Consider the following 13,795-nt stretch of genomic DNA (forward strand, 5'->3'; position numbering starts at 1 on the left):
ACGGGAACGAGAGGAACGGGCAAACGTACTTTCCGCTGGCCGGTGAGGCCCATCCCATGGATCTGCAGACAGCGGCCGACAACCTCGCCGATCTCCCGCTCTCGATCGACGACGCGACCACCGACAGACTATCGCGGGAGACCTCGAGCGAGTTCACCCGCGTCACGACGGAGTTCACGCTCACCGGTGCCGGCGAGTCCGGCGCTGGCGAGTCAGGCGTCGGCGAGGACGTGACCTACGAGGCCGACGACCACCACACGCTCGCCGAGCACGGGCTTCCCGATTTGACCGGCGAGTTCACGTTCGGAGAGTTCTCCCAGCGACTCGCCGATCTCGATCTGTTTCCGACCGCTCCGGACCGCGAGGTGTTCCGAAACTACCGCCGCTGGGGCCTCGAGAGCGCGGCCCTCGACCTCGCGCTGCGACAGGCCGAGACGACGCTCGCGAGCGAACTCGATCGGTCGCGCGACCCCGTCCGATTCGTCACCAGCACCCGGCTCGGCGAGCCGCCGACGACGGACCGACTCGAGCAACTGCGCGAACGGGTTCCCGGGATCGAGTTCAAACTCGACCCGACTACGACGTGGGATCGAGAACTCGTCACCCGCCTGGGTGAGACGGTCGGCGCCGACGCAGTGCAGATCCTCGACCTCAAGGGCCAGTACGCGGGCACCGCCGTCGACGCCCCCGCTGACCCGGCGCTGTATGAACTCGTCCTCGAGTCGTTTCCCGACGCCGTCATCGAGGACCCCGCGCTGACCGACGAGACGGAATCGCTGTTCGAGGAGTCGGCCGTCCGCGAGCGCGTGTCCTGGGACGCACCGATTCACGGCGTGTCGGATATCGAAGCGCTTCCCTGGGAGCCCGAGTGGTTGAACGTCAAACCGTCCCGATTCGGCTCGGTCGAATCGCTGCTCGGGACGGTCGCCTACTGCGAGGAACGCGATATCAGCATGTACGGCGGCGGTCAGTTCGAACTCGGCGTCGGCCGCGGCCACGTCCAGTTGCTCGCCTCGCTTTGCTACCCGGCGACGCCAAACGATGTCGCACCGGGTGCGTACAACGATCCCACCGTCGGGGACGGCCTGCCACCGAGTCCGCTCGAACCGCCCGCCGCTTCCGCCGGGTTTCGGTGGTGAGCCGACGTCGCTGGTGAACTCGGATTGGCCCGCCGCTCGAACTGAACGTTCTCCGCGCGTTCCGTCCGTTTTTCACCGATTTGACCCCCGCCAGTCAGATCCAGCGGTTCTCGATACTGGGGACGAAAGACACCGGTGACACGTATCGACACTCGAGCCGGCATTCCAAACGGTTTATGGCCGTCGGTTGATTACCCCGGGACATGGCGAAACAGCAGCAAGAAGTTCGCGATCTCCAGGAAGGAAGCTACGTAATCATCGACGACGCAGCCTGCAAGATCAACGCCTACTCGACGGCCAAGCCGGGCAAACACGGCAGCGCCAAGGCCCGAATCGAGGCCCAGGGCGTCTTCGACGGCAAGAAGCGCTCGCTCTCCCAGCCGGTCGACGCCAAAATCTGGGTCCCGATCATCGAGCGCAAACAGGGCCAGGTCGTCTCCGTCGACGGCGACGACATGCAGGTTATGGACTTAGAAACGTACGAGACCATCACGATGCGCATGCCCGAGGATGTCGACGCCTCCCCCGACGAGAACATCGAATACCTCGAGATGGAAGACCAGCGAAAGATCGTCTAATGTTTCCCGGGGCGACTGACGAACGCGAGGAAGCCGACGCGGCGGCCGGCCGTGCGGACGCGAACTTCGTGGTCGTCGGTGCGCCCCTGGACGTATCGACGACCTTTCAGCCGGGGACCCGATTCGGGCCCCAGCGCATTCGGACTTTTGCGGAGCCGTTCGACGACTACGACCACCGGACGGACCAGTACTTTTCCGACCTCGGCGTCGTCGACCACGGCGACGTTCGCGCCTGGGACGACGTTCCGGAGTACCTCGAGTGGCTCGAGGGGGTTTTGCGCGATATCGTCTGGGACGACGCCGTCCCAGTCACACTCGGCGGCGAACACACGGTCTCGCTGGCCGGTGTCCGCGCCGTCGAACCGGATATCGTCGTCTCGCTCGACGCGCACTTGGACCTGCGCGACGACTACGACGGCAATCCGCTTTCGCACGCGAGCGTGATGCGACGAGTACTCGACGACGAACTCGACTCGGTTGATGAACTGTTCGTCCTCGGGGCTCGCGCCGGGAGCGAGGCCGAGTGGGACCGGGCCGAGGCGGCCGACGTGACCGTCGTTCCGCCCGAGGACGTGGCCGACTGGGACCCCGCCGACCGCTTCGAGGGCCGGGACGTGTACCTGAGCGTCGACATCGACGCCGCCGATCCGGGCTACGCACCCGGAACGGGGACGACGGAGCCGTTCGGACTCGAACCGCGCGAACTTCGCGACGTGGTGCGCTCGATTGCACCGCGGGCGACCGGCTTCGATGTCGTCGAAGTCAACGACCGCGACGACGGCCAGGCGGCCTCGCTTGCGGGAAAATTGGTCCGCGAGTTCATCTACGAGCACGCAGTCGCCCAGTCTTCCTAACGACGGGCCGTCGACTCAGAACGGCGCGGACAGATGCGCCTTCGGAACCGCGTTTCGAACCGTGACCAGCGGGTCCACGACCTGGCTGATCTCGAGGCCGCCGACCAGGCTCGCGAACAGGTAGGCGTCCGTCGTGTCGACTTCGTGTTCCGCGGCCAGTAGTTCGATCGCGTCCCGAGTCGCTAGTTCGCAGGCTGCTTCGAGCGCGTCCGCGCTCGCGACCGGTTTCCAGGCCTCGGGGGTTTCGATCAGCGGTCGCTCGAGTTCGATTTCGGGGTCCGAGAGCACCTCGACCGTCACGTCGATGGCCGTTCCGATCTCCGCCCCGGTGCCGCACATCTCGCCGTCGGCCATCGCGGCCTTGCAGTCGCCCATCGCGAGCATGGCACCCGCCTGAAAGACGGGGAAGTACACCGAGTTCCCGGCACACAGGTCGGTCGTGTCGAGGTTGCCGCCGTGATCGTGCGGAACGAGCGTCGTGTGCGATTCGGATTCGGTCGCGACGCCGATCGTACCGACGAGCGGTTCGACCGGAACGTCGGCGTCGATTCCCTCGATGGAGAGCGTCGCGTCGCCCTCGACGGGCGTGATCCGCGACCGGGGTGCTTCGATTCCCTCGTGGCCGTCGAGCAGCCCGAAGCCTTCGATCGAGATTACGCGGCCGCGATCCTCCGTCAGTCGGATGTCGTCGATATCGACCCGCAGCACGTCGCCGGGTTCGGCCCCCTCGACTTCGATCGGTCCCGTCGCGGCGTTTACGTCCTTCGGAACCGACTCGATCACGTCCGACTCCGACTGGACCGCCCCGTCCAGACTATCTCTGGTTTCGACCGTCAGTTGCGCGCCCGACTCGACCGTCGCTATCGGCTCGAGTTCAGGTGTGAACTCGTAGATGGCACCCGTTTCGTGGCTGATCGTTCGTCGTGACATGGGGCGCAATACGAGACGCCGGTAGTAAATGGGGACCCTCGCAGTCGGTGCTCCCGCGGTCGCGGGTCCGACTCCGACTGTGACCACAGGTATATGACCCGTGGCGGCGGTAGGCTACTCGCGGGCGTCGTTCGAACGGATGAGCGGATGAGCCGACGTGTCGCAGTCACGGTGTGGCGGCGACTGCAGCGGAGCGTGCGGTACCGAGATGATGTGATCATGAACGCAACCGATGTCCACGACCGCTGGGAATCACGCTCGGGTGCCTATTCACCCGAATACTACGCGTACTACGGCCCGAACGCAACGAGCGAGGCGATTCGCCAAACGCTGGCTCGTTTCGTCGACCCCGATGCTAGCGTGCTCGAACTCGGCTGTAGTTCGGGCCGCCACCTCGCACACCTTCACGACCACGGCTACGAGAACCTGTTCGGCATCGATATCAACGAGACCGCCTTCGACGTGATGCAACGCCACTCGCCCGACCTGTTCGCCGCGGGAACGTTCTACTGCTGTCCGATCGAGCGCCTGGCTCGCTCCGTCTCGGCCGATCGATTCGACGTGATCTACTCGGTCGAAACGCTTCAGCACGTCCACCCGGACAACGAGTGGGTGTTCGACGAACTCGCTCGAGTGGCCGGTACGACCCTCCTGACGGCGGAGAACGAAGGACAACGTCCCACGCGGGATGACTCTTCGTCCACTCCGCCTGCCGACTCGTCCGCCCGCGAAATCCGCCACGTCGACGGCGTGCCGCTTTACGTCCGGGACTGGACCCAGGTCTTCACCGACCGCGGACTCCACCCGGCCGAGTGCGAGCAAACCGAACTCGAGCGCCACACGCTCCGCGCGTTTCGTGTCGATGCTGCATCGACGCCAGGCGAGCGCTGATGGTGCCGGCTACCCGCTCGTCCGAGTTCAGTCCGTCATCACCGACCGCCGATCACCGATCACTGAGCACCGATCGCCGATCGCGTCGCGCTCGATCGCAAGGATACAAGCCGTCGGCGGCGTAACGCGGGAGTATGAGCATGCAACTCTCGGCGTTCGTCGACCGCCTCGACGAGACGCTCGGAACCGCCGACTACGCCGACCTCGACGCCAGTGCGAACGGCCTGCAGGTCGGTCCCGACAAGGGCACCGTCGAACACGTCGCCTTCGCCGTCGACGGCGTCGAAGAGACCTTCGAGCGGGCGATTGCGGCCGACGCGGACGCGCTGGTCGTCCACCACGGCCTCTCCTGGGGCGGCTTCGACCGCGTCACCGGCCGCACCTACGATCGACTCGCCCCGCTGATCGAGCACGACCTCGCGCTGTACGTCTCGCACCTCCCGCTCGACGGCCACCAGGAACTCGGGAACGCCGCGGGCGTCGCAGGCGCGCTCGACCTCGAAAATCGAACCCCGTTCGGTGAACTCGGTCCCGAGTTTATCGGCCAGCGCGGCACCGCGTCGGAACCGTACACGCCCGCCGAGTTGCGCTCCCGACTCGAGAGCGCGCTCGAACCCGACGGCAACCCCGTTCAGCTGCTCGAGTTCGGTCCCGCCGAGATAGACGACGTTGCGATCGTCACCGGCAGCGGCACCGACTGGCTGGACGAAGCCGTCGATGCGGGCGCGGACGCGCTCGTGACCGGCGAGGGCAAACAGCAGGTGTACCACGAAGCGCGGGAGGCAGGTATTCACGTCGCGCTGGCCGGCCACTACGCGACCGAGACGTTCGGCGTCCGGGCGATACGGGAGCGGGTCGAGGGGTGGGAGACTGAACTCGAGACGAGTTACTTCGACGTGCCGACGGGACTGTAGCCCGGTAAGGGCACCGCACGAGTGTTCCAGGCTGCGGAATCTCGGTGTAGGCCGTCCTTGATCCGCGATGTGACGGCATACGCCGTGAGGAGGCGCTGTAGCGATACCGTACTATTGCCGGTGGTCGGATAGATGCCGCTATCACTGTGCGAGACGCGTTCTCCGTATTGATCGGCTGCTGCGTGCGATGATCGACCGCCAGTATACTGTTTGCTCTCGTGAACGGTCTGCAGCCTGTCGATAACAATAGGTGATGCGTCGCAATTCACTCGCGTTCTCGGGGCAGCTCCCGGGGAAGAAATCACAGAAATCAATGTCTCAACAGATACCTTCCAGACGAGAGTGGTTGCGAAGGGTCACCGTTACGTCCGCGGTGATCGGCGGCGTATCGGGAACTGCCGCAGGTATCGTTGCCGGCGACGATACCGCGGACGATGGCGGCGAGACCACCAGCGAAGCCGATACTGCAGACGCTATCTGTGCTCGTGCACCGCCGATTCGGCTGACCCCTGCGTGTAGCGATACCGACGAGAACGCAGACGGGCCGCTCTTCTGCATCACCAACGACAGCGAGCACGCAGTCTCACTCGAGTGGCGCGCCGTGTCGCCACCCGACGAACGAATCGAGTTCATCGACTGCCAGCGGATTCGCGTCTTCGGCGAGTTCACCGACGTGATCGTCACCGCGACGTTCGTCGGTGCCAGCGACGAAGTCGGAAACGTCATCGAGCCGGTCGGCGCGGTCGACGGCGAGCGGACGATCGACGTGCGCGAACTCGAACAGTTTCCCGACGATGCGATCATCGGCTCCGTCGAGGCGTTCCGGGAGGGACCGGTCGTTCCCGGTATCGGTGCGCTTACGGCGTCGAATCCGCAGTTCGATGCGTGCCAGGAGGGGGTTTTCGGTGAGATAGCGGTCAGTGACGACTCGGATGAGCGGGCGGCCGAGAGCGAGAGCGGCGAGGAATCCGGCCCCGATCCGGCGACGCTCGAGACGGTGACGGTCCCGGCGGGTGCGACGACGTGTTTCACCGCCGATATCGATGCGGGTGACGGTCCGGTCGCAGTGCAGCTGTTTCGAGAGGGCGCGATGATCGCCGATCGATCGAGCGCCACCGCCAACTCGTGTCCGCTTCCAGTTCGTGTCGGACGCGCTGCTCCCGTGACGATGTCGACTCGCCTGTTACAGTCGACACTGGGTGCGTGTGATCCCAGCCGTGAGCGACGCGACGAGTAACCGTCCCTCGATCGTCGTCCCTCGGGATGACTCTCGCGACGCGCCCTCATCGCACGATCGTCGCTTCACTGCTTCGTCGAGTGGATACCCGTCTTCTTCGGACTCCGACCGCCCGTCTCTGATTCCACACGAGCGATACGGTCTGGCCTGGCGTCATCCCGGCGCTATCAGTAGGTCTCGTAGGTCGCCGAACCCACGTCGATCCGAACGAGTGTATTTTCGCCGTAGGCATCCGGTCTCGCGCCGTATTTCTCGTTGATCCGCCGTCTCGCCGCTGTCGTTTCGGCGTCGTCCTCGACAATCGTTGCCGTCCCGAGTAGCATCACCATCCAGCGCGTTCGACCCTCGTCGTCCGCCTGCACCGACAGCGACACGCGCGGATTCTTTCGAATATTCTCCAGTTTTCGGCCCGTCGTCACGAGTTCAACGACGTCGTCTACGTACCGATACCAGACGGGGGCGACGTGCGGGCGTCCCTCGACACAGGTCCCGAGATGGGCCATGAGCGGTTCGCTCTCGAGACGGTCCGCGACTTCTGGGGGGACAGTGGACACGGTTCCGTGACCGACGAGGACGGCCAAAAGCGGTTCCCCGGCGGGTCCATGCCCGTACCCGAGATGTAGTCGCTGACGCGCCACCCGGGCGAAGACGAACCGCAGTTAGGACCGCAGCCGTTGGGCATCCAATCGCACGTAGTGCCAGAGCGTTCCCGTCAACCCCGTTTCGGCGATCCGCCGACCCGAACTCGCGACCAGCACGTCCGGGGCGTAGGCCGTCGGATACCGGCGCGCAAGCCGGCGACTGAACGCCGTATCCTCGTTTGGAACGGTCGGAAAGCCGCCGACATCCTCGAACGCCCGCCGGTGAACGAAACAGTTGAACCCCGGCAATACGGGCCGCTCGAGGCGCGGAAACACGTGGTTGATCGTCGCTTCCATCACCTTCGCCCGCCACGGCCCCGTTATCCGACAGCGCGAACTCGCGGCTGCCAACCCGTTCGCCTCGACGAAGCCGCACATCTCCGTCAGATAGTCCGCCCGGACCCGCGTATCCGCATCGATAAACGCTAGCCACTCGCCGCTTGCGTATTTCGCTCCGATATTGCGCGCCGTCGCGATACTCCCACTATCCTCTTCGACGATCGTCGATCCGTACTCCCGCGCGATCGCGCGCGTCCCGTCGTCCGAGTTCCCGTCGACGACGATAATCTCGAACTCGAGTGCCGTGTCGAGCGCGGCGAGACTCGAGAGCGTGCCGCGGATGAACTCGGCCTCGTTTCGCGCCGGAACGATGATGCTCACGGCAACGCCGGACGGCTCACCGGCAGTGCTATCGGTGTTGGCGGCAGCCAGTTCACTCGAGACGTCGATCATGTCTTGCTCTCGGTTCGCGTGCGCTCGCACCCGGTATTCGACTCGGTATCCTCGCTCTCGTCCACGTACTGCGCTCGATCATCCGCCGTGAGTTTAGTCGTGGCGGTTGTGGCTGGCACCCATACATCATTAACATTTATTATGATTGGGCGTAACGGTCTGCGTACAGATGCCACGTGTACGTGTAGCCGGCCTTCACGCATCCCGTCCCGCCAGATTCGGCCGCCGAACGCTCTCGCCGAACCACATCACACACTCCACCCATCCCGACCGATATGAGCACACGACATCCACAGCCGACTGATTCGACACCGACCGCATCCAGCACTCGATCCGCTACTCGACCGCCCGCTCAAGCCGACTCGACCACACGCTCACAATCGACCACCGCAAGCGATCCGTCGACTACCGAGATCGAACCGCCGTCCGGCGCACCCGCAACCTTCTCCGCCACTCACACCGACCGCCTTCGAAACCTCATCGACGAGTGGAACACCGCCTTCGCCGACGCCCACACCGACCGCGACTGAACTCGATCCAAACCGTCTTGGTCGTCTCCCTCTTACGATCGGCCGGCCGATGACGATACACCTGCTCCGAGCCGGACTCGGCACCCGGTAACGACGAGCCCTATGAGTGCCGAGGCCTTCGGTTTACGCGTAGTATCAGTCAGTTCTCGACCAACAGATCGATCGTGGGTTCTAGTAGCAACCGAGAATAGAGCCGTCAACGGAACCACCCGGAAATTCGTATCTCGACCGTTCAGTTCGGATCAGTAGCCCCTGTGCGACAGGTGTCGCCTTCCGCCCAAACCGTTCCGTCCGGCGGAAGTTTTCAAAGCCCGAATAGCTTCGCTATAACACTCGGCTCCGCCGCCGATTCCATTCGATACATCTCCGGTGGGAACGGTTCCACTGCCGTATTGACCGAAAGCGAGAGTAGCTCACGCTCGAGGGGAACATCGTCGGGCAGCGTTCCGATCGGCTGGCCGTCTTCGTCGATCAGCCGACGGATGAACAGCCCAGAATTGACCTCCCGGAGCTGACCGCGGTCGTCGCGATAGACGTGGAAGACGTAGCAGTTATCGGACTCACCGATAGTCGTTGCCACGTCCCTGTAATCGATCTCGGTCGTCTCGATCGGGGCGTGACCCTTGCAGAGGACGATATCACTGCCGCGTTCCCCGGGGACGAATTCGCGAAACGGATCGACGATCGTGTTCCGCTTCCGTCGCCGCTCCGACCGCAGTTCAGCGATCGATCGGCGCTCGAACAGATATTCGTATGTCGAAATAGGGGGACCGGAATCGCACTCCGCGTACGTCGGTGCAGGGAAATCGCGTTCTCGAACGACCACGCTTCCGGTCGCCAGTTGCCGGACGTTCCACGCGGGAGCTCGTTTCGTCCGATCCGCACCACCGAAGAAGTCGAACCACTCCGATCCAAAGACTGTTGTCCACGGGAGTCGCTCGAGACCGCTCTCCGGAGGGCGGTCAACGGGGAAAATCCGCTTCGGCCGGTCGTCGTAGACGTCGGCGAACGCGTACCAGGGATCGAACCGTTCTGATAACTCGAGGAACAGGGTCACGAGGAGTTCCGTCCGCTCTTCGACCGTCTCTCGAGTATATTCGTCGGTGTCGAATATCCGGGCAGGTGGTCCCCATATTCGGACGGGCGCTGAAACTCGCGTCTCGGTCTCGAAAAGCCGAACGGATAACTGGTACTCGTGATTTTCGGGGCTCCAGAACTTGATTCGTCCACGGCCGACGGAACGGATTCGATCGACGAGAAACTGTAATTCGGCCGTTGTCTCCCAGCCACCGTATCCGACTTCGTCTTGTCTCCAGGTCCCGAAGACGAACTCCTGACTGCTGTCCGTCGATACGGTCGAAAATCCGCTATCCTGAATGCGCCGCACAGCCGACCGGACCGGCTCGCCGGGAAGCTCGTCCAGAAACAGGTGAAGATGGGGGCGTAAGGCGCTCATTCGTGTGGTTTCGTTAGATTGCGTGGTATTATATTCGCAGGTGGTCTCGATGCTGTGTGTGATACAAACAACGCATTCCCAACTAAAAACCTACTGCGGCAGGATCGGTGTACCCGTAAGTCGTTTCTGTTCGAGTGCCGAGGCCGAACTATCCCCGTCCCTCATCCGTGTCGTTCTCTGTGATGTGCTTTCAGCCGCTGGTACCCCTCGTTGTCTCTCACTTTCTTTAGCCACGCCTGATAGATGAGCGCGGCCTCGCGTTTGTCCGGGTCCGCCCAGTACACCGGGTCGCGCTCTTCGCCGTCGACGTACTTTCGACCGCCGGAATACTTCGCGTATCGCATTGCTCGTGTGTACCCCATCTGGAGGTACTTTCGCGCCATGTCCATGCCGACGAAGTCGACGTCGCGTTCGTACTGTCGAAATCGTTCGTAAATCTCCCGCCCACCTTCGTCGGCGGTTTCGCGGTCCGCGTACCCCCACAGCGGCAGGAGTTCGGACTTGTACGGCTGCACCTTGAACACTCCCTCTTCGCCGCGTCCGATCTCGTACCGCTCGGGGTGCGCGCGGTAGTCGACGTCGTCTGCGGCGTCGTCCCGCCGATGCGCCGGGTCACCGTCAGCCGCGTCGCGTTCGTCGTCGGTCACGAGTTCGAGTTCGGTCGGCGGCAACTTTGCGATGTCGGCCTCAGTTCGAGACTCGCGATGATCTCTGCTCTTACTGGTGCTTCGAGACATGGCCTTGAATCATCTAGCGCTTCTTCGAGCCTGTTGACCCCCGCTTCGCATCCCAGCAACGAACTCCGTGCCAGTCGAGAAATTCAGCAATTCAACGCTGCCACTGACGCGAACGATAGTACCTTTCGAGACTTCCGAAGGTACCGAACTTGGGGCTGTACTCTCGGTGGAATTTCCCTCGATATTGTTGATCATGTCGTCTACGCCGTGAAACCACTCGCCCGCAAAGCTCTGTAACCGCCCTTCGAGTAACGGGCAGTAGTAGTAGTGATGTAGTGCTCGAGATTCTTTTGTTCTAGAAGTCGACCCGGTACGGCCTTCGACCGTCCCGCTCACGGAACTGGAACCGACGGTAGACGGCTGTACGAGCGATTTCAAACGCGTACTGAGAGATCGGTATTGCTTTGGGTGCGTGGATGAATCAATCGATAGAACGTCGACGCAAGCCGTCGGGATTCGTGAGTGCTTCGATCGGAGTACCCCACTTATCCGCTTCCAGACTATGAGGATCGATACGACGGAACTTCGAAAGGGACTGTCCGAAACGGGACGGTTCGTACTTTCACACCACGTGCCTGCCGAGTTCTATCGCTGTTATTCGCCCGTCGTCTTCGGTCGCCGAGTTCACGTTTGTGCTCGATGTGCGGGCGTATATCCGGGGATCGGGGCGGGGGTACTTGCCACGTTGTTTGGCCCGGAGGTGGCACCTGCCACCGTCGTGTTTCTGGTTGCGCTTTTGCCGGTCCCATCGCTGATTGATTGGAGCGTAACCACGTTCAGCAGTCGCCACGGGTACAATTCCGTTCGAACGGTGACTGGGTTCTTGCTCGGGTGTGGCTATGGACTGGGCATCGCGCACCTGCTGTTCGAGGCGATGGTTGGTCTCCTCGGAATCGGGGTCGGATATGCGATTCTTGCGGGAATACTGCTGTACTACTCGTGGTGATAGCGGTATCCAACAAGCAGCTATTTAAGACGAGTGTGTGAAAAACGGGCGAGAGCGGAATGAAGCACTGTAGCAACTGTGGGGAGCAACTCGACGACGGAGCGGATGTGTGTCCCCGCTGTGGGGTCGATCAGACGACGCCTCTCGATGGCGGGCCCGATCGGCCTGGTGGCGAAAAGTACTGTGTCGAGTGCGGTGAGCGGATACATGCACAGGCGGAGATTTGTCCGGAGTGTGGCGTTCGACAGCCCTCCTATCGCGGATCCGGTGTCAGTTCGGATCGGCTCGCAGCAAGTATTTTGGCGCTGCTCCTTGGAACGCTTGGCGCACACAAGTTCTATCAGGGAAACGTCAAGCTTGGCGTCATCTACCTGTGTTTCTTCTGGACGGGAATTCCTGGGCTTCTTGGCATTGTCGAGGGCATTCTGATGTTGGTCGCCGACGATATCGAATACGAAGAGAAGTACGCCGACGGAAGCCTGCTCGGGATGTAAGCTTCGCCTCTTTCGACTATCCGCGTGGAATCTGGTGAGACAGTCCCAGTAGCAACGGTAGCTCACTACCGATTTCTTTGAAGTCTGTCTGTATCGCCCGAAGAGAATACCGCGCTACCGCGCTCTACGACTATTTTAACGCGCAGCGTTCCATTGCCGACACACGGTTCGACGATCGACGAAAATTCGATCGAAAAAACACGAGTTATTTGTCCGGAGGACAGTCGTTGAGATGACTTTCCCAATCAATTATGTCTGGCAAGTACGACCTTATCATCGTCGGAGGCGGTATCAGCGGGGCATCGCTGCTGTATGCGACCGCGAAGTTCTCCGATATCGACTCTATCGCGCTCATCGAAAAGGAATCGGAGACCGCGGCGATTAACTCGAACCACACGAATAACTCGCAGACGCTTCACTTCGGCGACATCGAGACAAATTATACGCTCGAGAAGGCCGAGGAGGTAAAGGAAGGGGCGGAACTCCTTGCGGGGTATCTGGAGAATCACGACGCCGACCGCGAGATGCACGACAAGCGAAGCAAGATGGTTCTCGGCGTCGGCGACGAGGAAGTCGCACAGCTCGAGCGGCGTTACGAGGCCGAAGGCTTCGGCGATCTCTTCCCGAAACTCCAACCGATCGGCCGCGAGGAAATCGCCGAGTACGAGCCCAAAGTCGTCGAGGGCCGCGATCCCTCGAAGGATATGCGCGCACTGCAGACGCCGGACGGCTACGTCGTCGACTACGGTGCAACGACGAAGTCGTTCGTCGAACAGGCCCGCGAGGAACCCAACGTCGACATCTACAGCGGCACGAAGGTCACGGACATCACGCCGACGCTCGACGGCTACACTATCGCCACGACCAGCGGCCGCTTCGACTGTGATGCGGCCGCCGTCGCCGCCGGCTCGCACAGCCTCCAGATCGCGAAAGAACTCGGCTACGGCCAGGACAAGGTATTGCTCCCCGTGGCGGGCAGTTTCTTCCTTGCAGACGATCTGCTCAACGGGAAGGTGTACACGCTCCAGATGAAGAAACTCCCGTTCGCCGCCGTCCACGGCGACGCGGACGTTCACGATCCGAGCATCACCCGCTTCGGCCCCACTGCGAAACTGGTTCCCGCCCTCGAACGCGGCCGTCTTTCGACGGTACGGGACTTCTTCGACGTGTTCGGGTTGAACGTCGCGGCGTTTCTCAGCTACGCCAATATCCTTTCGGACCGGATCCTTCTCCCCTACGTTCTCCGAAACCTCGTCTACGACCTCCCCGCAGTCGGGCCGCGCGAGTTCCTCCCGCACGTCCAGAAGGTCGTCCCGAGCGTCGAACTCGAGGACATCGAACGGGCGAAGGGCTACGGCGGTGTCCGACCTCAGATCGTCGATACCAAGCGCAAATCCCTCGATATGGGCGAAGCAAAAATCGTCGGCGACGACATTCTGTTCAATATCACGCCGTCGCCGGGCGCGTCCACCTGTCTGCAAAACGCACTGCAGGACACGCAGACACTCCTCGAGTTCCTCGACGACGAGTACGAGTTCGACGAGGAGGCGTTCCGCGCGGAAACGATCGACAACTTCCCCCGTCAAGCATAAGACGCCGAGCGGTCTGCAAACTGCCACTCTTCTCTACCACCAAGGGCCCGAACCGCGCATTGTGTTTCGGTCGATCCGGTGTCTCTGTTACTTATAGCGTGGCCGTGGTGAACAACAGTAGCTG

15 protein-coding genes are annotated in these 13,795 nt (G+C 62.3%); 10 read left to right on the top strand and 5 right to left on the bottom strand.

Annotated elements, in window-relative coordinates:
- Positions 1 to 56 precede the first annotated feature (56 nt).
- The 3 genes from C481_RS05235 to speB all read left to right on the top strand — a co-directional run bounded on the left by C481_RS05235 (position 57) and on the right by speB (position 2,571).
- Entirely contained in the window at positions 57 to 1,139 is a 1,083-nt protein-coding gene (locus C481_RS05235) for an enolase-like domain-containing protein (protein ID WP_006108081.1), read from the top strand.
- Between the two features lie 203 nt (positions 1,140 to 1,342).
- On the top strand, positions 1,343 to 1,717 hold the full coding sequence (locus C481_RS05240; RefSeq protein WP_006108082.1) for a translation initiation factor IF-5A: 375 nt from the start codon (positions 1,343 to 1,345) through the stop codon (positions 1,715 to 1,717).
- Positions 1,717 to 2,571 (top strand): agmatinase, encoded by an 855-nt coding sequence (gene speB / locus C481_RS05245; protein WP_006108083.1) that lies wholly within the window; start codon positions 1,717 to 1,719, stop codon positions 2,569 to 2,571. The genes C481_RS05240 and speB overlap by 1 nt, the downstream gene beginning before the upstream one ends.
- 15 nt (positions 2,572 to 2,586) lie before the next feature.
- Here the strand turns inward: speB and C481_RS05250 are convergent, their stop codons facing one another.
- Complete coding sequence (locus tag C481_RS05250) at positions 2,587 to 3,501, bottom strand: acetamidase/formamidase family protein (RefSeq protein ID WP_006108084.1); 915 nt, start codon at positions 3,499 to 3,501, stop codon at positions 2,587 to 2,589.
- Between the two features lie 219 nt (positions 3,502 to 3,720).
- Here C481_RS05250 and C481_RS05255 point away from each other — a divergent pair, with 219 nt between their 5' ends.
- The 3 genes from C481_RS05255 (at position 3,721) to C481_RS05265 (ending at position 6,543) form a co-directional block, all read left to right on the top strand.
- Positions 3,721 to 4,392: a class I SAM-dependent methyltransferase gene (locus tag C481_RS05255; protein ID WP_006108085.1), complete on the top strand. Its 672-nt coding sequence runs from the start codon at positions 3,721 to 3,723 to the stop codon at positions 4,390 to 4,392.
- A 140-nt stretch (positions 4,393 to 4,532) separates the two neighbouring features.
- Positions 4,533 to 5,306, top strand: a complete 774-nt coding sequence (locus C481_RS05260; RefSeq protein ID WP_049904453.1) for a Nif3-like dinuclear metal center hexameric protein — start codon at positions 4,533 to 4,535, stop codon at positions 5,304 to 5,306.
- Between the two features lie 346 nt (positions 5,307 to 5,652).
- Positions 5,653 to 6,543, top strand: coding sequence for a hypothetical protein (locus C481_RS05265; RefSeq protein WP_241434654.1), 891 nt, complete (start codon positions 5,653 to 5,655; stop codon positions 6,541 to 6,543).
- Positions 6,544 to 6,710: 167 nt separating this feature from the next.
- Here the strand turns inward: C481_RS05265 and C481_RS05270 are convergent, their stop codons facing one another.
- Positions 6,711 to 7,124, bottom strand: a complete 414-nt coding sequence (locus C481_RS05270; protein ID WP_006108088.1) for a pyridoxamine 5'-phosphate oxidase family protein — start codon at positions 7,122 to 7,124, stop codon at positions 6,711 to 6,713.
- A gap of 78 nt (positions 7,125 to 7,202) precedes the next feature.
- Positions 7,203 to 7,916 carry a glycosyltransferase gene (locus tag C481_RS05275; RefSeq protein ID WP_006108089.1) on the bottom strand — a complete coding sequence of 238 codons (714 nt, stop codon included), beginning with the start codon at positions 7,914 to 7,916 and terminating at the stop codon, positions 7,203 to 7,205.
- 275 nt (positions 7,917 to 8,191) lie between these two features.
- Here C481_RS05275 and C481_RS05280 point away from each other — a divergent pair, with 275 nt between their 5' ends.
- Positions 8,192 to 8,446 carry a hypothetical protein gene (locus tag C481_RS05280; protein ID WP_006108090.1) on the top strand — a complete coding sequence of 85 codons (255 nt, stop codon included), beginning with the start codon at positions 8,192 to 8,194 and terminating at the stop codon, positions 8,444 to 8,446.
- 304 nt (positions 8,447 to 8,750) lie between these two features.
- Here C481_RS05280 and C481_RS05285 read toward each other — a convergent pair whose 3' ends face one another.
- Together C481_RS05285 and C481_RS05290 are read right to left on the bottom strand one after the other, a co-directional pair.
- A complete protein-coding gene (locus tag C481_RS05285; RefSeq protein ID WP_006108091.1) occupies positions 8,751 to 9,902 on the bottom strand; it encodes a hypothetical protein in 1,152 nt (383 codons plus the stop codon).
- A gap of 161 nt (positions 9,903 to 10,063) precedes the next feature.
- A complete protein-coding gene (locus tag C481_RS05290) occupies positions 10,064 to 10,549 on the bottom strand; it encodes a DUF4385 family protein (RefSeq protein WP_275040057.1) in 486 nt (161 codons plus the stop codon).
- Between the two features lie 592 nt (positions 10,550 to 11,141).
- On the opposite strand from C481_RS05290, the gene C481_RS05295 reads away from it, so the two are divergent.
- The 3 genes from C481_RS05295 (at position 11,142) to C481_RS05305 (ending at position 13,671) form a co-directional block, all read left to right on the top strand.
- A complete protein-coding gene (locus C481_RS05295; protein WP_006108093.1) occupies positions 11,142 to 11,585 on the top strand; it encodes a DUF2085 domain-containing protein in 444 nt (147 codons plus the stop codon).
- A 59-nt stretch (positions 11,586 to 11,644) separates the two neighbouring features.
- Positions 11,645 to 12,079, top strand: a complete 435-nt coding sequence (locus C481_RS05300; RefSeq protein ID WP_006108094.1) for a TM2 domain-containing protein — start codon at positions 11,645 to 11,647, stop codon at positions 12,077 to 12,079.
- A gap of 251 nt (positions 12,080 to 12,330) precedes the next feature.
- On the top strand, positions 12,331 to 13,671 hold the full coding sequence (locus C481_RS05305) for an FAD-dependent oxidoreductase (protein WP_006108095.1): 1,341 nt from the start codon (positions 12,331 to 12,333) through the stop codon (positions 13,669 to 13,671).
- The last annotated feature ends 124 nt before the right edge of the window (positions 13,672 to 13,795 follow it).

The sequence above is a fragment of the Natrialba asiatica DSM 12278 genome (genome assembly GCF_000337555.1).
Classification (GTDB): domain Archaea; phylum Halobacteriota; class Halobacteria; order Halobacteriales; family Natrialbaceae; genus Natrialba; species Natrialba asiatica.

Bases quoted from the DNA above. Each gene is read 5' to 3' on its own strand.
- C481_RS05235 (WP_006108081.1), top strand. From the start codon at position 57: ATGGATCTGCAGACAGCGGCCGACAACCTCGCCGATCTCCCGCTCTCG.
- C481_RS05240 (WP_006108082.1), top strand. From the start codon at position 1,343: ATGGCGAAACAGCAGCAAGAAGTTCGCGATCTCCAGGAAGGAAGCTAC.
- speB (WP_006108083.1), top strand. From the start codon at position 1,717: ATGTTTCCCGGGGCGACTGACGAACGCGAGGAAGCCGACGCGGCGGCC.
- C481_RS05250 (WP_006108084.1), bottom strand. From the start codon at position 3,501: ATGTCACGACGAACGATCAGCCACGAAACGGGTGCCATCTACGAGTTC.
- C481_RS05255 (WP_006108085.1), top strand. From the start codon at position 3,721: ATGAACGCAACCGATGTCCACGACCGCTGGGAATCACGCTCGGGTGCC.
- C481_RS05260 (WP_049904453.1), top strand. From the start codon at position 4,533: ATGCAACTCTCGGCGTTCGTCGACCGCCTCGACGAGACGCTCGGAACC.
- C481_RS05275 (WP_006108089.1), bottom strand. From the start codon at position 7,916: ATGATCGACGTCTCGAGTGAACTGGCTGCCGCCAACACCGATAGCACT.
- C481_RS05280 (WP_006108090.1), top strand. From the start codon at position 8,192: ATGAGCACACGACATCCACAGCCGACTGATTCGACACCGACCGCATCC.
- C481_RS05285 (WP_006108091.1), bottom strand. From the start codon at position 9,902: ATGAGCGCCTTACGCCCCCATCTTCACCTGTTTCTGGACGAGCTTCCC.
- C481_RS05295 (WP_006108093.1), top strand. From the start codon at position 11,142: ATGAGGATCGATACGACGGAACTTCGAAAGGGACTGTCCGAAACGGGA.
- C481_RS05300 (WP_006108094.1), top strand. From the start codon at position 11,645: ATGAAGCACTGTAGCAACTGTGGGGAGCAACTCGACGACGGAGCGGAT.
- C481_RS05305 (WP_006108095.1), top strand. From the start codon at position 12,331: ATGTCTGGCAAGTACGACCTTATCATCGTCGGAGGCGGTATCAGCGGG.